The sequence below is a fragment of the Mucilaginibacter sp. Mucisp73 genome (assembly GCF_059491465.1).
In genome coordinates this window covers 61,843-80,433 of record NZ_CP168507.1, presented here as the reverse complement: position 1 = coordinate 80,433, position 18,591 = coordinate 61,843, and the positions used below count along the sequence as shown (strand labels likewise).

Sequence of the window (18,591 nt, the reverse complement as noted above, 5' to 3'; positions counted from 1 at the left end):
ACTAACCCCTACTGCTGCTGATATCTGCTTAGTTTATCGTAAAGCACCCTCGGGTCAAAGGGTTTAAGGATGTAGTCATTCATTCCGGCATCGTTAATCTCGCCCATTTGGTTGCTGAGCATAGAGGCCGTAAGGGCAATGATCGGTAACTGCTGGAAATAAGTTTCTGTTTTAGCGCGGATAATGCCTGTAGCTTCCAAACCGCCCATTTCGGGCATGTGGATATCCATCAGCACTACGTTGTAGTTGCGGTTGGTTTCAACCTTTTCAATAGCTTCAATGCCGTTTTCGGCAAAATCAGCATTGGCACCCCATTTCTTTAATATCTTATTAATGAGCAGGCGGTTAATCTGGTTGTCATCAACTACTAAAACATTTATTTTAAGTCCTTCTTCCACGTTATTACTATTTCTGTTTGACTGGTAATCTCCCTTTTTAAAGCCTATGGTAAACCAAAATGTTGATCCCTGTCCCGGTACGCTGTCAACATTTATGCGCGAGTCATGCAGTTCAATTAACCGCTTGCTGATAGCGAGGCCAAGGCCGGTACCTCCAAACTTGCGTGTAGTATCCAGTTCGGCCTGCTTAAACTGCTCAAATATAGTCCCCAGTTTATTTGCGGCAATGCCTATGCCGGTATCAATTACTGCAAACCTGATGCGCACATCCTGTTCTGATTGCTGTATTACTTTCAGATCGATGGTAACTCCGCCTTTTTCGGTAAATTTAATGGCATTACCAACAAGGTTTAGTAATATCTGGATCAGCCGGGTACGGTCGCCCAAAATCACTTTGGGTATGGCCTCATCAATGCTTTTGCTAATATATATATTTTTTTCGGCGGCTTTATACTGCATGGAGCTTGTTATGCTTTGAACAAGTTCGGTTAAATTAACCCGCTCCTTCTCCAGCTCAACGTTCCCGGTTTCGATCTTGGCAAAATCAAGCACATCGTTGATGAGCGTCATCAGGTTTTCGGCCGAGAATTTCAGAATATTAAGGTTTTCCTTTTGCCCATCAAGCGGATCATCCTCCAGCAACAAATGCGACATACCAATTACGGCATTCAGCGGCGTACGGATCTCGTGGCTCATTACCGATATGAACATATCTTTGGCGCGGCTCAGCTGTATGGCTTCCTCCCGGGCATTAATGAGTTCAATTTCGGCTTTCTTTTTAGCAGTTATGTCAATGATAACCTCTATGTATTTATCAACTTCGCCCTTACTGTTAATGATCACCGAGTTGATCACCGAGATCCACAACGGCTGCCTGTCTTTCCGGTAAACCAGCAGGTCAACCTCAAATGATTGTTTATTGCGGGATAACTCCCGTGCCTTTTGGATAATAGATACGTCGGTAAGCTCCCCTTTCAGCACATCGCCAAGATGGTTGTCTTTTACATCAAGCAAAGTATAGCCGGTTATTTGCTCAAAGGCTTTATTGACCCACTCAACCTTACCATCGCTGTTATTAATTACCACGCCACTGGCAGTGCTGCTGGCCACTAATGAAAGCATGGTTACCTGCTCTTCGGTTTTCTTACGTTCGGTGATGTCAACCATGACAGCTATCTGCCTTTCAACACTACCTGTTTCATTAAATAAAGGGCTATTTGACAGAAAGATCCAGATTGGGGTTTTGTCCTTTTTATAAACTTTTATTTCAACTTCATATCCCCGTTTTTCCTCTACAGCTTTCACTGCCGCGTTAAACACATTAAGGTCGGTATCTTCGCCAACCAGCATAGTGCCAAACATTTTACCACGCATTTCGTCAAGCGTATAACCTGTTATACTCTCCAGGGCTTCATTCATCCAGACCACCTCGCCCGTATTACTGCGGATCAGGATACCGCTTGGCGATTTGCGGGCCGCGAAGGACAGGATCTCCAGGTCCTGCTCAATCTTTTTACGCTGGGTTATATCAATAATAACCCTGATAAATTTATCTGTTTGCCCGGCACTGTCGCGGATCACCGAGTTAAATACCGAGATCCAAACCGGTTCACCATCTTTTTTATCTATCAACAGGTCAACCTCGTAAGATACCTGCTTGCGGATGGCTTCATCCAGCCGTTTTACAGCTTCGGCATCCAGCGGTACGCCTTTAAGCACATCGCGCAAACGCCGGTTTTCCACATCGGCCTGGCAGTAACCTGTTATCTGCTCAAAAGCTTCATTGGTCCATATTACCTCATCGGCCGCGTTGCTGATCACTACACCACTGGTAACTTTACTTGCAACCAATGATAGTAATGCCAGTTCATTGGCCACCTTTTTCTGATAGCTGATATCGCGCCCGCTGGCAAACCACTTATCGTTTTTAAACGTTACCGACCAGCTAATGCATTTAATATCTCCCGATGGTGTTATAATATTTGCTTCTATTTCAAAATGGCGTTGCTGCCTGCTCAACCCTTTTTTCAGGACCGACAGCGATTTTGCCTGTTCTTCTTCGAGGAAAAAACTCCAGATGGGTTTGCCGATAACCTCAGTAGCTAAATAACCCAAAACCGGTTTGGCAGAGCGGTTAATTTGCTCGATTTTAAAATCCCTGTCCATGATACAATGAATATCCGGCGAGCTGTCAAAAAGATCATGAAATTCCTGGTGGCTTTTCAAATTTCGCTCCAGTTCAAGCTTCTGTTTCCGGAGCAGCAGGCGCGACATGACCTCATCGGCCAGCGTACGGAGCGCATCACGCTGTTCGGCTGTGAGCTTACGCGGCTTTGTATCAATCACGCATAATGAGCCAAGCCTGTGGCCGTCCGGATCAATCAATGGGGCGCCGGCATAAAAGCGTACGCCCATTTCATTGGCTATGGGGTTATCCTTAAATTCCTCGTCCTCCTTAGAATCGGTTATTTCAAGAAGCGCCTCGGATTGGATGGTGCGGTTGCAAAAAGCGTCGGCGCGGGGTGTTTCCTCCACGTCGACGCCGTATGTTGATTTAAACCATTGCCTTTCGGCATCAAGCAGCGATATCAGCGCTGCCGGCACCTGGCATATGTAGGAGGCTAAACGCGTAATAGCGTCGTACTCCTTTTCGGGCATGGTATCCAAAACATTGTATGATTTAAGCGCTGCTAAGCGCTTATCTTCTATGCTTGATGGATCTTCCTGCCTTAGTGTCATTTTTTACTCTGAGTCCTTATCTCTGTACAACGGGAAGTCGTACATTAACTTGTGAACCCTTTTACGGATTTTCTTGATAGAATGTTCATTTTCAGGATCAGAAATTACAGCATCTATCAATTCAACAATATGCTCCATATGTTTTTCCTTCATCCCGCGGGTAGTGATAGCCGCAGTGCCTACACGGATGCCTGAAGTTACAAATGGCGATTTATCATCATATGGCACCATGTTTTTATTCACGGTGATATCGGCAGTTACCAAAGCATTTTCGGCAGCTTTACCTGTAATATTTTTATTACGAAGATCGATCAGCATTAAGTGGTTATCCGTACCGCCAGATATGATCTGGTAACCCAATTTCACAAATGCTTCGGCCATAGCGTCGGCATTCTTCTTAACCTGCACAATGTATTTCATGTAGTTTTCGCTCAAAGCCTCACCAAAAGCAACTGCTTTAGCGGCAATGATATGCTCCAACGGACCACCCTGTGTACCAGGGAATACGGCCATATCCAATAATGACGACATCATCCTGATTTCGCCTTTAGGGGTTTTGATACCAAATGGGTTTTCAAAATCCTTACCCATCATAATTAAACCACCACGCGGACCGCGCAAAGTTTTGTGGGTAGTAGTAGTAACAATATGGCAATGCGGAAGCGGATCGGTCAATAAACCTCGGGCAATTAAACCTGCAGGGTGCGAGATATCGGCCAATACCAGCGCACCAACTTCATCAGCTACCTTACGGATAAACTCATAATCCCAATCGCGTGAGTAAGCCGACGCGCCTGCAATGATCAGTTTCGGTTTTTCGCGCAGGGCTACCTCTTTAAGCTGGTCATAATCAACCAGGCCGGTTTCTTTTTTAACCCCATAAAAATGAGGTTCATACAATTTGCCCGAAAAGTTAACAGGCGAACCGTGTGTTAAGTGACCACCATGTGAAAGGTCAAAACCTAATATTTTATCGCCCGGCTGCAATACAGCAAGCATAACTGCCGCGTTTGCCTGTGCGCCAGAATGCGGTTGTACGTTAACCCACTCGGCGTTAAACAATTGCTTGGCGCGTTCAATAGCTATGGTTTCAATTTCGTCAACCACCTGGCAGCCGCCGTAATAGCGTTTGCCCGGTAAACCTTCGGCATACTTGTTGGTTGCAACAGAACCTGCAGCTTCCATAACCTGCCTGCTTACAAAATTCTCAGATGCTATAAGCTCAATGCCTTCTTCCTGGCGTTGCTGTTCTTCATCCAATAGCTTAAATATCAGTTTGTCTCTTTTCATTGTGTGTTTTTAACGGCGCTAAGTTACGCAATTGATATAGATTTGAGATGTGAGATGTGAGATTTGAGATAAGAGTAATGTTAGATTTTACGTGGCTTAAAATAAACGCAATATTATTTGCCGCCCAAGTGTTTACAGCGAATAAATCGTCAGACCTAAACGCATAATTATTCTTTGAATCTCAAATAACTTCACCTGTTGAGAAATCTGGATTTTATTTTTTCCATCACTTTATCATGTGCAATGCCCTCACCCCGATCAAGTTGTTTTTGCCTTTTTGAATAGCCTGCTTAATTCCTTTTGGAACATCAGTCCAAAAATCAGCCTCCGATAAACTAACCGATGGCCTCCTCTTTTTTAAAACACTTGGCTTATTCTGTCTCATATCTCAAATCTAATGTCTCATATCTCTTTTGGCGAAATCCAAAAGTTATTATAACCCAATCCAATCTGGATATCTATCAGCTCTTGTTGCAACATTTCAAGCACCGCCAAAAAGTTATATACAAAATGAACTTTGTTTTCAGATTCTTTGGCGATTGCTTTAAAATCGAGCATTTTATTGATCTTGAGCAGATCGGCAACTGCCTTCTTTTGTTTTTCGATGGTGTAGGGATACTGTACTACTGTGTGTTTCACCTCCTCACTGCGCCTGGTGAAATTGCGGATCATCCGCTCATAAACAACCATAAGACGGTAAAGGGTTAATTCGGATAACTCTTCGCCGGGCACGGCTACTTTTTCAACCTGTTCGAGGTCATGTTTGATATTGCCGCGCTTTTCCTGTTTAAATCGCTCATCTTCCATCGGCCTTATCTCTTCACAAACCTCTTTAAATTTTTTGTACTCGATGAGTTTTCTGATCAGGTTTTCCTTGGTATCCGGATCATCGCCTGCTTCTTCGGTGCCATAACGCGGCAGCAGCATTTTTGCCTTGATACGCATAAGTGTTGCAGCAACGAAAATAAATTCGCTGGCAATTTCCATATTGAGGCTGCTCATCTGGTGCAGGTATTGCAGAAAATCATCGGCAATTTTTGCTATCGGGATATCGTGAATATCCAGCTCATCACGCTCAATGAAAAACAGCAGCAGGTCAAACGGGCCTTCAAACTGGGGTAACCTAATGGCAAAACTATCGTCGGTCATAAAATCCGGTCAAAAATAAACATTTCGGCCGGATTCATCGCAGTAAGAATTAAGCTGCAAAGCACAGACTCTCAGGTTTAAAAACAAACAATCCACGGCTTCTGTTGATCATCATAATATGCCTTAATCAAACTGTTTTGTTTGGCATATCCTGTTTGTTAAGTAATTTAATATCTTTATATACCCTGAATGTAACAATAATTAGTTTATTTTGCAGGTTAAATATCCTTACGAATGTCAATGCAGGTACCGGCCGGGAATTTATTACAAAAAATAAATTATCCATCTGATTTAAAGCTACTTAATGAAACGGAGCTTGAACAGGTATGCAAGGAACTACGCCAGTATATTATTGACGTAGTATCAGTTAATGGCGGGCACTTTGCCGCCAGCCTGGGTGTGGTTGAACTTACCGTAGCGCTACAATACGTACTTAATACGCCATACGATCAGTTAGTTTGGGATGTTGGGCACCAGGCTTACGGCCATAAAATACTTACCGGCCGCCGTGATGAGTTTCACACCAACCGTATTCATGGTGGCATCAGCGGCTTCCCAAAACGTTCGGAAAGCATATATGATACCTTTGGTGTAGGCCATTCATCAACTTCTATATCTGCCGCATTGGGCATGGCTGTTGCCTCTCATTATAAAGGCGAAACAGACAGGCAGCATGTAGCCGTAATTGGCGACGGCTCGATGACCGCAGGGATGGCCTTTGAAGCACTTAACCATGCCGGCATTGAAAACTCCAATCTGCTGGTGATTTTGAATGACAATAACATGGCCATCGATCCTAACGTTGGTGCATTGAAAGAGTACCTGACCGACATAACCACGTCAAAGCCATACAACCGCTTCAGGGACGATATTGCCCACGTGTTGGCCAAGCTATCATCCATTGGCCCGGATGCCTTTAAAGTAGCCCAAAAACTCGAAAAAAGTATTAAAGGTACCCTGCTTAAACGGAGCAACTTTTTTGAAGCGCTTAAGTTCCGTTATTTTGGCCCTATTGACGGGCATGATGTTAATCATCTGATAAAAGTTTTAAAGGACCTGCGCGATATTCCAGGGCCTAAATTACTACACTGTATCACGGTGAAAGGTAAAGGCTATGCCCTTGCCGAAAAAGACCAGACCAAGTGGCATGCTCCGGGCTTGTTTGACAAGATCACCGGCGAAATCAAAAAAACTAAATACGACAAGCCTCAGCCTCCTAAATACCAGGATGTGTTTGGGCATAGTATCATTGAACTGGCCGAGCAAAACCCTAAGATCATGGGTATTACGCCGGCGATGCCATCAGGTTGTTCATTAAACCTGATGATGAAGGCCATGCCTAACCGTGCGTTTGACGTAGGTATTGCCGAGCAGCATGCGGTAACTTTCTCTGCCGGTTTAGCTACCCAGGGGCTCATTCCGTTCTGCAACATTTACTCCAGCTTTATGCAGCGGGCTTATGACCAGGTGATCCATGACGTGGCCATACAAAAGCTTAATGTAGTGTTTTGCCTTGACCGTGCAGGATTTGCAGGGGCTGATGGCGCTACCCACCATGGCGCTTATGACATGGCCTACATGCGTTGTATCCCCAATATGGTGGTATCTGCCCCCATGAACGAGGAAGAACTGCGCAACCTGATGTTTACTGCCCAGCAGGAAAACATGGGGCCATTCGTGATCAGGTATCCACGTGGTAATGGAGTTATGGTTGACTGGCAGCGTCCGTTCAAAGCCATCCCCGTAGGCAAAGGCCGTAAGGTTTGTGATGGCGATGATGTGGCTATCCTGTCTATTGGCGCTATCGGCAACGAGGTGATTAAGGCCACTGCCGAACTCAATGCCGAAGGTTATAACCCGGCCCATTACGATCTCCGCTTTGTAAAACCGCTTGATGAAGCTTTGCTGCATGACGTATTCAAAAACTTTAATAAAGTAATTACCGTTGAAGACGGCTGCATTGAAGGCGGCATGGGTAGCGCGGTACTTGAATTTATGGCCGATAATGGCTATACCAATATCCAGGTTAAACGCCTGGGTATCCCTGACAAGTTTATTGAACATGGCGACCAGCCCGAACTATGGGCCGACTGTGGCTTTGATGCCAACGGTATAGCCAGGCAAGTACGTAACATGACTGAGAAACGCAATGTGAATACGATAGCGTCGTAATGCAAAATTGTTATTACGTACAAAACATAAAAAGCGACTGATGGTCGCTTTTTATGTTTTGTTAAAATTCTTTAATCACGCAGGGCTCATTTAATGAACTTTATAGCTCGCCAAATCATTATATATAGCACGGAATGAACTGCGGATACCAAAGGTTAACATTGATGTTTTATCATTGAACTGACTGTTCTTATCACGGCGCACCAGGCCGCCAAGTTCAAACCTTAAGTTATATTTAGGGTTAATTAAATAGGCTACTTTTCCCTCCAGGTAAACCATATTGGTGGTTAGGCCCTGCCCGGTGTAATTGCCATATACCCTTGCCGGGTCACGATAACCCTGAAAGGGGTCCTTACCATAGTTCAGGCCATTGATATCAAGCCCGTAATGCCCATAGTCAAGCTCCCCTGAAAAATCAAACCTTTTATATGAATAGTTAAGCAGTCCAACTACTTCGCGGAAATTGGCGCCCCAGGGATGTCCTATCGGCTCGCCATTTTCAGTGTAATTGATTACCGAAGAACGCTCTGAATAGGTATATGGTTTAACATTATTTGTCTCGAGCAAATAGTTTAAGCCTTTAACATTAAACAGGTTACCCCCCCTTACACCCAATTGAAATCCGTATTTATTGCGCGAGCTCCCTTTACTTGAAAAGAAGCTTGAAGACTCAAACTCGTCAAGCGAAAACTGACCATAAGCGGTGATGCCATCAGTTAGCTTATATTTAGCTGTAAAGCCTATCAAAGCATTATCGGGTGAGCCATTTGAAGCTTCAACGGGCCTTAAAAATATCACCGGGTTGATGTAAGTAAAATCAAACCCGCGTTTATGGCCTAAATCATCCTTAGCAGCCCATATCACCGCATCAAAGAAACCGAGTGATAACCGGTTAGATACGTTCCAGTCTAAATAGTGAAATACACCAAATTTTTTCCTGTCCCCGTTATCTACTTTTACCGAAAGCGGGTCATTAAAATAAGTCCACATGGCCATATAACGCACATTGCCCAGCGTAGCCGTTAACTTGAAAAATGGGTAGGGCGATGCATAATCAGATAATAATAATGACCGGTAGCCATCGCCAACAAAGGTTTTATCGCGCCCCGCGCTGATGTTCAAAAACTTTATCGGTGTATACGAAACGTTAGCCGTGATATATGACCAGCGGTATTCATTGCCGTAAATACCGGCGTAGGCCTGCCCGGGGGCTATACCAACCTGGTTAACGTAGGTTTGTAAATAATTAGGTAATACCGCGCGGTTTTCATATCCGGCCACATTATACGAAAAGTTTTTTCCGAAGGTACCGCCCAACTGGATCCCAAGTGTACCAAAATTGGTGTTCTTTTTCCCTGAGAAATCACGGCTCAGATTGAAGTCGGGCAACAGATCGGCATAGAAGGTGGAGTTGCTGCTTTTAACATCAATCTGATGCTCATTAAAAAAACGCCCTTTAATATCGTTTAAGTTCATCAATGAGTCATAGTGAACTTTCAAAAGTGAGTCATCAACCATAAATGGTTTTAATGAACTATGTACCCTTGTTTTGGTTGAATAAACATCCTCATTTAGTTTCTGATAAAACTGGTAGTTATAAGGTTGATATATTGACTGGGCCTTCGCAAACCCGCTTCTCAAAAGCAGTAAAATAATGCTTGTAAATATTCTCTTCATATAATGGTTTATATGGTTTTATACTCGGTTATTCAAAATAATTAGGCGTGCTAAACCCACCTTTTTTCAGATATTCATCTTTTTTTACCAGTTGCAGATCTGCCAGTACCATATCCGTCACCAATGCCTGCAGGTCATATTTTGGTTTCCAGCCGAGCTTGTTATAAGCTTTGGCAGCATCTCCAATTAACAGATCAACCTCCGTCGGCCTGAAATACTTTGGGTCAACTTTTACAACAGTTTGCCCAAACCTCAAAGCCTCCAGGTTCAATCCAAGCGCAACGGCCCTTTCCTCATCAATATCAATGATCACCCCACGCTCGTTCTCATCCTTTCCGCTAAATTCAACTTCGATACCCAACTCCATGAAAGCCATCCTGATAAAATCACGGACGGTGGTTGTTACACCGGTTGCTATTACAAAGTCTTCGGCAGTTTCCTGCTGCAGCATCAGCCACATCGCTTCTATATAATCTTTGGCATGCCCCCAATCGCGCTGTGCCGAAAGGTTGCCTACATACAAACAGTTTTGCGAGCCAAGGGCTATTTTTGATGCTGCCCGGGTAATTTTCCGGGTAACAAAAGTTTCGCCCCTTACCGGGCTTTCATGGTTAAACAAAATCCCGTTGCAGGCATACATACCATAGGCTTCGCGATAATTAACTACAATCCAGTAGCCATATAGTTTTGCCACCGCGTAAGGTGAGCGTGGATAAAAGGGCGTGGTTTCACTTTGCGGCACAGCCTGTACCAAGCCATACAGCTCGGATGTGGAAGCCTGATAGATACGTGTTTTTTTGGTGAGATCAAGAAGCCTTACTGCTTCAAGAATACGGAGTACACCAACACCATCAGCATTGGCGGTATATTCGGGGGTTTCAAAGCTCACTTTTACATGGCTTTGTGCTGCAAGGTTATAAATTTCATCGGGCTGAACTTCCTGTATAAGCCTGATCAGATTTGTTGAATCGGTGAGGTCGCCATAATGCAGACTGAATTTAACACCCGACTCATGCGGGTCATGGTATAAATGATCTATCCTGTCGGTATTTAATAAGGATGAGCGGCGTTTAACCCCGTGTACCTCATAGCCCTTCTTCAGCAAAAACTCTGCTAAATAAGCGCCATCCTGACCCGTTATGCCTGTTATTAAAGCCTTTTTCATTAATTATGACCGTAGATATATTAGGTAGTACAATAATATCCAATTTTATTGTAATTACTCCTATAACGCTCAATATATAGGTTTAGGCAAGGCGTTATACTACAGTTTAAGGAAAAAATATTCGGCCTAAAAAGTTTTACAAAAGATTAAATTCCGGCAACGGTATCTTCCAGTTCCCGGTACCAATCTGCTCCGTATTTACGGATGAGCGGATCTTTCAAAAATTCGTGAACGCGTACTTTCAACTCATCTCCAAATGAGCATGCAGGGCTGCAGATACTCCAACGGTCATAGTTTAAAACATCAAACTCGGGATAAGATGTTATGCGGATAGGATATAAATGACACGATATGGGTTTTTTCCAATTAACGGCACCTTCTTCATACGCTTTTTCAATACCGCATTTAGTAATGCCGTTTTCCCATATTACATAGGCGCATTCTTTGTTGGTATCAACACAGGGCGTAGTATAATCCCCTTCAAAATCGGTAACGTAAACCCCTTCCTTTTCAATGGTTTTGATCCCTTTCGCGGTAAGGTAAGGCTTTACTTTAGGATAGATCTCTTTCAGGATATCGAGTTCATCGGCATTAAGTGGCGCGCCCGAGTCACCTTCAAGGCAGCAGGCACCCTTGCATTTATTTAAATTACATACAAAATTCTCTTTTACTACATCCTCGTGCAGTAATACATTGCCAACCTCAATCATTATCTTTTTTTAAATCAATCTTTTATAGGGTTCAAAGGATATTTAAGTCCTGTAGCCGATTTCAGGTCCATTGTTACGCTGCCTATCAGCACTTCAACGTGGGCCTTTACCGGGATCCTGTTCTTATCGTTGGTAACCCAAAGGTACAACTTGCTGTTTTTCCGGAAAATGCGTCCCGGAATAATTGCCGGGCTAAATTTAAGACAATTAAACTTACCAAGCGAACACTCAACCGTTTCAGTGCCAACATAGGTTATTTGCATACTGTGAAACCCGTCTTCCAGGAAATATTGCAGATCAAAAGTATCGCCCTGTTGCAGCTTTGAAACATCAATGGCCCGCGCAAAATAATAAGCCGATACAAAATCAAAAGACTCACCCTTATACCCGAACGTTCCTTTATTTGCGGTTACCTTTTTATCTTTCTGATCGAACGTAACATTGTCGGTATGCCTGTACTTACCTTCGCGCCTGTTTTCTGTATAAAAATAGGGCATCAGTGTTGTTTGATCTACATATGATTCATAGCGGTTACGTACCTTGTAAAACAGGTCGAAAGAGCCGGCGGTTTTGCCTTCGGCCACGAGATGAAATGTAGGCCGGTCATTATATTTCTTATCACTGGCCTCTACCCTTATGGTGGCTTCGGCAGCGGTAAAAAAACCGTATTTCATTTTGTAGTCCAGTTGTTCACCTGCTTTAAAGATCGACTCGTTGATCTTTTTCAGTCCCTGGGCAAATCCGCCCTTGCAGCAGGCTATAAAAAGCAGTACAGTAAAAAAATATTTATTTATCAGCAGTTTCTTCATTGACTAATAGCCCTTTTAGCAGGACTTGTGATATGACAACTGCTATTATAAATGGTTTAAACTTGTTTTTATTGCGTACTACCACTTAAATACTTAATCCTTACGCTTATAGATAGGCACTGTTGAACAAGGTTCACCAAACATGAGGCTTTTAACCACGGCACTCAGCTTTTTAGTCAGCTCAACATAAGCAGATACCGGCACTTCGGTATCGCCGCAACCTTTCAACACAATCCGCTGCCCGCGGTATTGTTCAAAATCCGCTTTGGCTATTTCCTTTTCAAAAAGTACAGTTTCTAATACCTCTTTATCCCCAAAAACAATTTCGCGGGCGTAAGGGGCCATCCGGTTGGCCAGCAGCATATATGCCCAGGCTGGTACAATAGCATCGGCGGTGCAGGTGATACCTACATTTTTACCCTCATATTGCGCCCAGTCATGTTCCTTTATAAAGTCCCTGAAATCTTTCTCGCGAAGGATCAGGCCATGGAACAGGTTATCTTTAATATCATAAATGACGCGATCGCCGGCAGGATAAAAAGAGGCCGGGTCTAAGGTAACGAGGCCGCTCTGAGCCACCTTATTTATTATGTTTTCCTGGATATCCATATCTTTTATATGAAAGCTAAAAGCTGAAGGCATAAAGCCTAAAGCCGCTTAGCTTGATTATCAATATTTTTATAAGCAGCTGAAAGCAGAACGCACAAAGTTTAAAGCTAATACTACTTAACTGCTTTATATAAAAGCCCAACAGACCGTATATTAAACAAAAAATCCGGGAACGGCTTAACGCTGATCCCGGATGCAAATTTACTTTAAATTTTGTTTAGAAGAATTTAGCCCTGTTATCTTTTACAATTGCATTATCTTTTAATGCATCCAGCACCTGGCCTTGTGAACGTTGTAAAAGCGCCTGGTTAATTTGTTCTTTTTGTTTAATAGCGTTGGTTAGTGCAGGCGGGTTAGTGAAACCATTAACCACATATACATAAACACCTTGTGCACCATCAATAGGTTTTGAAATTTTGTTGATTGCCGAACCAAAGATTGAACCGATAACTTTATACTCTGCCGATTGACCTGGGATAATAGGATTGGCAAATACAATGTTTTCAACCGGAACTACCTTGCTGCCCACTTTTTGGGCAACCTGGTCAATTGAAGTACCACCGCTAAGAACTGCGTCAAACTTCTCTTTCAATTGTTTAGCTTTAACCTCATTACGTACCATTGGCTCAATTTGCTTTTTAACAGCCTCAAGAGATAAGGTACCTTTAGGTTTAATTTCGGTAAGGCGGCTTACTATATACTGGTCGCCTACGGTAAATACTTTATCAGTGATATCACCTTTTTCGGCTTTGTAAGCCCATCTAACCACGTCACGCGCGTTATCCAGGCCAGGAAGACCAGAAGCTATCGCGGTAACATCTTCGGCGGTATGGGGTTTCAAACCTTCTTTTTTAGCTTCCGCTTCAAAATTATCAGGTGTTAATGAGGCTAAGAATGCCTGGGCTTTGCTGTAAGCTACAGTTTGGGTTTTGCTGCTTGCAGTTAACGGCTTATCAACAACACCAACTTTAACCAGTTTAACAGAACCTTTCTGATCTTCAACCTGGATAACGTGGTAGCCAAATTGTGATTTCACAACAAGAATATCGCCTTTATTTGCTTTATAAGCAGCATTGTAATATTCAGGAACTAAATTGCCCTGACCGCCCATTGAGCCATTGGCGTCAAATGAAGGAATTTCACCGCCTTTTACCGCACTACCTTTATCGGCAGAGAATGTAGTTGCCAACTCGGCAAATGATTTACCGCCCTGGATTAATTTTTTAATTGAATCGGCTTTAGCTTTAGCTTTTTCTTCACCACCTGCCGACGCAAGGTCGATCAGGATATGCCTGGTTTTAACCGAATCAAACGTAGTTTTGGTATCAACCAGCTTAGCTATTTTGTAGCTGCCGTTTTCAAGGTAAGGACCATAAACAAAACCTTTAGCCGCGCTAAACATGGCAGTATCCAGTTTAGGGTCAAGGCTGCCTTTACGCTGGTAAGCCAAAGGCGCTTTGGTTTCGGCATTGATTTGCACAAAAAGCGAATCGTTAGGCGTAGTTTTGAATTCATTGGCTAATTTATCAGCTTGTTGTTTAACTGCCGCCGAGTCTTCTTTTGAAGGAGCTGCGTTAAAACTAACGTATTCAAAATTCCTTAACTCCTGCGGAGTTTTAAATGAAGTTTTGTGTGCATCATAATATGCGCTGTAATCAGCATCGGTTAAAGTAACTTTAGCATCAGGGATTGAAGCATAATCAAGCGATACATATTTAAAGTTAGCCAGCTTGTTTTTTGCTTCGTAATCATCTGTAGCTTCAAGCGAGTTTACATAAAGGCCGTTGGTAACCAAAGTCATGTATTTAGTAGCTTTTTTAGCTTCTATCAGGTCGATCACAAAATCGCTCCATGCTTTTTTCTGAGCAGGGTCGGCTTTGCCTGATTGCAGGTAGGCTTTGAACTGATCATACCTGCTGCGATCAAACTGACCGGTTTGCTGATCGGCAAACTGGCGGGCTATCTGCGGGTCGGGATTATTATCACCGATCATTACGTTCATTTCATCATCACCAACAGTAAGGCCAAGTTTTTCAATTTCTTTGCCTATCAGCAACTGGCTTAAATACTGGTTCCAGGTAGTTTCCTGCAGATAGCTTGCTATTTGCGGAGAGATACTTTGTCCCTGTTGTTTAAACTGTGCAGAGTTTTGCTCCAGCTTTTCGTTGAATTTGTCATAGGGCACTTTTTCGCCGTTTACAACGGCAAGCTCGTTACTATCGTCCCTGAAAAAGGAACCGCCCGATCTTACAACCTCGCTCACAATAAATGCAAGCAGCGCGAAACCAATAAAGAATGCGAGAATCTTCCCCATCCTTTCGCGCAAAAAACCCATTATACCCATATTACATTTATAATTATTCTATTCTTTTTAAGAGGGCGCAAGATACAATTTTTAACAAAATTCTATAACACAAAATTTTCGTTAAAAAAAGTCATTATTGTGTCGCTTTTTCATCAACATGAAACAGCCCGGTGCTGCTTTTAAAGGTAGGGTTTAAAAGCTTATCATCACTTTCAAAAGTATTGCCATTCATGACATTACCGCCGCTAAGTGTGGCCTGGACAGGTTTGTTAGAGTAAACCCGCTTGGTTACCTGGTCCCAAAATAATTCGTTTGATTTAAAGGTTTCGCCTTTGGCGTTGGTTGCAACTACGTTGCCGTGAAATTCGATCAATTTTTCCTGCTCGCGCTGGATACCTGTATCGGCTATGATATCACCGGCAAACTGGCCTGTGCCGCGGTCATAGTAATCGATCTTTACACCTTTAGGCATAATTTTATAAGGCTTCTTGATCTGGTATTCGATCATCAGCGGCGCGGTAAGATGGATCTCCACTTTGGCCGAATCGCTCATGATCAGATCAAGCCCTGTAGTGCGCCGGGTTACAGTATCAACCTCATTAGCTGAAATTTCCCTAACCTTTTTCAGGTCATTTTCGCACGAAGACAGGAAAGCCGCCATTGGCAACAGTAACAGGCATAATGCCGGTATGTTAACTGCAGGGCGGCTCATAATAGCGAATTAGTCGAATTTATACTTGGTAAACCACTTATCGTTAAGCGTAAAGCCAAGGTGAATATTAACGTAGTTTTCTTTAACCAAACCGTTAACCAACGAACCGCGCTGACCTATTTCTGCCGCGATATTAATTTTATAGTAACTGCCGTTATTTGAGCGCAAAGGCAAGCCAACACCTACGGTACCGGCATAACGTTTAATAGTAGTACCGTTAATGTGCATGTAAGTTTGATCGTATATAGCTCCTATGCGGTAATCAACAGTGGCAAGGTAGTTTCTGATGGTTGATATGTTTGGGGTATATGAACCACCGATATTGAAAGTTTTACTATCCTGTAAACCCTGGTTTACGCCGGCAATTGACAAGTCGGACCATTTGCCCATGGAGTAATCGGCACCAACCAAAAATTTACCATCACTTTGGAAAGAGATCCCGAACCTGTTGATCTGCGGTAATTTTAGTTTTGATTTAGGCCCGGTTGTGCTAACCACGCTATCGGCAGCGATGTCCTGGTTTCCGTTTGCATCGTTAAAGTACTGGCTAACAATAAAGCTGCTTTGCGTGTGCAGTTTTGTACCTGCAGATGCCGAATAGCCAAATACAAGATGCTTGGTTTCAGAAAAATCAAATGAATACTGCAAGCCGTAATCATAGTTGATACCACCAATGGCATTGCTCGATTCAATTTTTGAGTTGATGGCACCTGCCAGGCCAGGGATTTCGGTAGTAGCGATATCTTTAATATTACCAAATATGTACGATACGTTTGCACCTAATAACAAGTGTTTGCCGATACCAAAACCATACCCTAAATATGCTTTTGATAAACTACCGTCGCCGCTGTAACTGTAGTTTGTTACGTTGGTATCGGCAGGTGAACCCGAGGTTCCTAATTTATTCACCGTTTTTTTAAAATTATAGCCGCGCTCGCTGTATGGCAATAAACCAAAGCTCAATGCCGAACGTTTTGAAGTTGGAATAGCGAAAGCGATGTGGTTAAGCCTGAAATTGCTGTTTTTTTGGCTTGCCGAACCGGTTTGCGACAGATTTAAAAAATTTGCATATAAGCCAACATCAATGGTTGTAAGATTAATAGCACCGTATGAAGCCGGATTTATTACGTTGATATTGTTAAAAAGGCTTATCCTGTTTGTAGCTACAGCTATACCGCCCATACCTATGTTTTGGCCCATCAGTTGAGGATCAATATCACCAATACCGTAACGTGAATATGGAGAGCTTGAAGTTGCCGTTGATTGCGCATGTGCTGAAAAAGCGGCAACAGCCAATAAAAGTGTTATAAAAAACCGGGTATATTTAATCATTATGCTTTTGTATAGCTGCGTTTAATCCTTTTAAAACCAAATATGGTTCAATTTTTATGTAGCGGGCAAAGATGCTATTTTTCAATAGAGTATCAAAAAAAATGCTGTCGCCCCCGCTTAGTATAATGTTCAGTTGCCCCTCGCCGGTTTTATAACTTTCAATAAAACCGGTAAGCTCATATTTTATTCCGTTTTGTACTCCCGAACGGATGGCCGTGGTTGTATTGTTTCCGTATGGCGTATCAAAACCTGCATCGGGTTCAATAAGCGGCAAACCTGCCGTATAATTGTTCAAAGCCTTATAACGCATAATTAAGCCCGGCGATATGCTGCCGCCAAAATAATTTCCTGCGGCGTCGATACCATCATAAGTAATGGCCGTACCCCCGGTTATTACCAGGCTATTTTGCCCCGGGAATATATGATATGCACCAATAACAGCTGCCAGCCTGTCGGGCCCAAGGGTTTCAGGGGTTAAATAATGGTTATTTATTCCGCTTGTCATTAAAGTATTAAAATGCGTCAGCGAAATTTTTTGCCCCAGTCCGGCCTGCCATGCTTCTGTATTTTTTTTTACCGACGATATGATTGCCTTAACAGGATGGTATTTGTTAAGCAAAGCATCCAGTACCGGCACATCAATGGTTTCATATTGGCTAACCTCAAGTATTTCATCCAGTTTAAAAACCGCGATTTTGATGAGTGTATTACCAATATCGATAACCAGGCTGGTCATCAGGCCCTAACTATTGATAATATTGATTCAAAAATAGCTAAACCATCTTCATTGGCTAACAAGCCATCGGCAGCACGTTCCGGGTGCGGCATTAAGCCAAATACATTCCTGCTCAGGTTTGTAACACCTGCAATGTTTTCCAATGATCCGTTAGGATTTGCATCAGCAGTGATATTGCCGGCCTCATCGCAGTACCTGAACATTACCTGGTCGTTATCGTTAAGGGCTTTGATCACATCTGCATCAGCAAAATAATTGCCTTCACCATGTGCTATCGGGATCCTTAAGGGTTGCTGCGGATCAAGCTGAGCGGTAAGTAATGATTGTGTTGTTTGCGGTTTTAAGTAAATGTTGCGGCAAATAAATTTGCGATTAGTGTTGTGCAATAGCGCACCTGGCAACAAACCGGCCTCGGTCAATATCTGGAAGCCATTGCAAATACCCATTACATAACCACCTTTGGCAGCAAACTGGATAACCTCCTGCATAATTGGCGAAAAACGGGAAATAGCGCCCGAACGCAGGTAATCGCCAAATGAAAAACCACCGGGTAAAACAACAAAGTCAACACCCTGCAGGTCATGATCTTTATGCCATAACCTTACCACTTGCTGACCCATCACTTTCTCTAATACATATATGATATCCTCATCACAATTAGAACCGGGAAATATAACTACTCCAAACTTCATCAGAATTATTTTTTAAATTGAGGTTGAACCTAAATAGCTTATTATATAGTTTCAGGCTACAAAACTAACATAACCGCCGAAATAAGGACGAATGTA

General features: G+C 43.0%; 14 protein-coding genes. 1 reads left to right on the top strand and 13 read right to left on the bottom strand.

Features of this window, described 5'->3' with window-relative positions; all coding sequences use genetic code 11:
- Positions 1 to 8: 8 nt before the first annotated feature.
- The 3 genes from ACEN82_RS00345 to ACEN82_RS00335 form a co-directional block, all read right to left on the bottom strand.
- Positions 9 to 3,137 carry a PAS domain S-box protein gene (locus ACEN82_RS00345; RefSeq protein WP_413321910.1) on the bottom strand — a complete coding sequence of 1,043 codons (3,129 nt, stop codon included), beginning with the start codon at positions 3,135 to 3,137 and terminating at the stop codon, positions 9 to 11.
- Between the two features lie 3 nt (positions 3,138 to 3,140).
- Positions 3,141 to 4,427: a serine hydroxymethyltransferase gene (gene glyA / locus ACEN82_RS00340; protein ID WP_090534972.1), complete on the bottom strand. Its 1,287-nt coding sequence runs from the start codon at positions 4,425 to 4,427 to the stop codon at positions 3,141 to 3,143.
- Positions 4,428 to 4,829: 402 nt separating this feature from the next.
- Entirely contained in the window at positions 4,830 to 5,576 is a 747-nt protein-coding gene (locus tag ACEN82_RS00335; RefSeq protein WP_090534968.1) for a segregation and condensation protein A, read from the bottom strand.
- 240 nt (positions 5,577 to 5,816) lie between these two features.
- Here ACEN82_RS00335 and dxs point away from each other — a divergent pair, with 240 nt between their 5' ends.
- Positions 5,817 to 7,748 (top strand): 1-deoxy-D-xylulose-5-phosphate synthase, encoded by a 1,932-nt coding sequence (dxs, locus tag ACEN82_RS00330; RefSeq protein ID WP_413321921.1) that lies wholly within the window; start codon positions 5,817 to 5,819, stop codon positions 7,746 to 7,748.
- 90 nt (positions 7,749 to 7,838) lie between these two features.
- Here dxs and ACEN82_RS00325 read toward each other — a convergent pair whose 3' ends face one another.
- The 10 genes from ACEN82_RS00325 to purQ form a co-directional block, all read right to left on the bottom strand.
- Positions 7,839 to 9,425 carry a gliding motility protein RemB gene (locus ACEN82_RS00325; protein ID WP_413321909.1) on the bottom strand — a complete coding sequence of 529 codons (1,587 nt, stop codon included), beginning with the start codon at positions 9,423 to 9,425 and terminating at the stop codon, positions 7,839 to 7,841.
- A 28-nt stretch (positions 9,426 to 9,453) separates the two neighbouring features.
- Positions 9,454 to 10,590 (bottom strand): GDP-mannose 4,6-dehydratase, encoded by a 1,137-nt coding sequence (gene gmd / locus ACEN82_RS00320; RefSeq protein WP_413321908.1) that lies wholly within the window; start codon positions 10,588 to 10,590, stop codon positions 9,454 to 9,456.
- Positions 10,591 to 10,736: 146 nt separating this feature from the next.
- A complete protein-coding gene (locus ACEN82_RS00315; protein WP_090534958.1) occupies positions 10,737 to 11,300 on the bottom strand; it encodes a DUF3109 family protein in 564 nt (187 codons plus the stop codon).
- A gap of 14 nt (positions 11,301 to 11,314) precedes the next feature.
- Positions 11,315 to 12,109, bottom strand: a complete 795-nt coding sequence (locus tag ACEN82_RS00310; protein WP_413321907.1) for a DUF3108 domain-containing protein — start codon at positions 12,107 to 12,109, stop codon at positions 11,315 to 11,317.
- Between the two features lie 93 nt (positions 12,110 to 12,202).
- Positions 12,203 to 12,718: a DUF2480 family protein gene (locus tag ACEN82_RS00305; RefSeq protein WP_090534980.1), complete on the bottom strand. Its 516-nt coding sequence runs from the start codon at positions 12,716 to 12,718 to the stop codon at positions 12,203 to 12,205.
- A 217-nt stretch (positions 12,719 to 12,935) separates the two neighbouring features.
- Positions 12,936 to 15,053 carry a peptidylprolyl isomerase gene (locus ACEN82_RS00300; RefSeq protein ID WP_413321920.1) on the bottom strand — a complete coding sequence of 706 codons (2,118 nt, stop codon included), beginning with the start codon at positions 15,051 to 15,053 and terminating at the stop codon, positions 12,936 to 12,938.
- Between the two features lie 103 nt (positions 15,054 to 15,156).
- Complete coding sequence (gene lptC, locus ACEN82_RS00295; RefSeq protein WP_112651494.1) at positions 15,157 to 15,735, bottom strand: LPS export ABC transporter periplasmic protein LptC; 579 nt, start codon at positions 15,733 to 15,735, stop codon at positions 15,157 to 15,159.
- 9 nt (positions 15,736 to 15,744) lie between these two features.
- Positions 15,745 to 17,067, bottom strand: a complete 1,323-nt coding sequence (bamG, locus tag ACEN82_RS00290) for a BamG family beta-barrel-assembly machinery protein (RefSeq protein WP_090534951.1) — start codon at positions 17,065 to 17,067, stop codon at positions 15,745 to 15,747.
- Complete coding sequence (locus ACEN82_RS00285; protein ID WP_413321906.1) at positions 17,060 to 17,803, bottom strand: type III pantothenate kinase; 744 nt, start codon at positions 17,801 to 17,803, stop codon at positions 17,060 to 17,062. Before ACEN82_RS00285 ends, bamG begins: the two co-directional genes overlap by 8 nt.
- Entirely contained in the window at positions 17,803 to 18,495 is a 693-nt protein-coding gene (gene purQ / locus ACEN82_RS00280; RefSeq protein ID WP_413321905.1) for a phosphoribosylformylglycinamidine synthase subunit PurQ, read from the bottom strand. The genes ACEN82_RS00285 and purQ overlap by 1 nt, the downstream gene beginning before the upstream one ends.
- Positions 18,496 to 18,591: the final 96 nt, after the last annotated feature.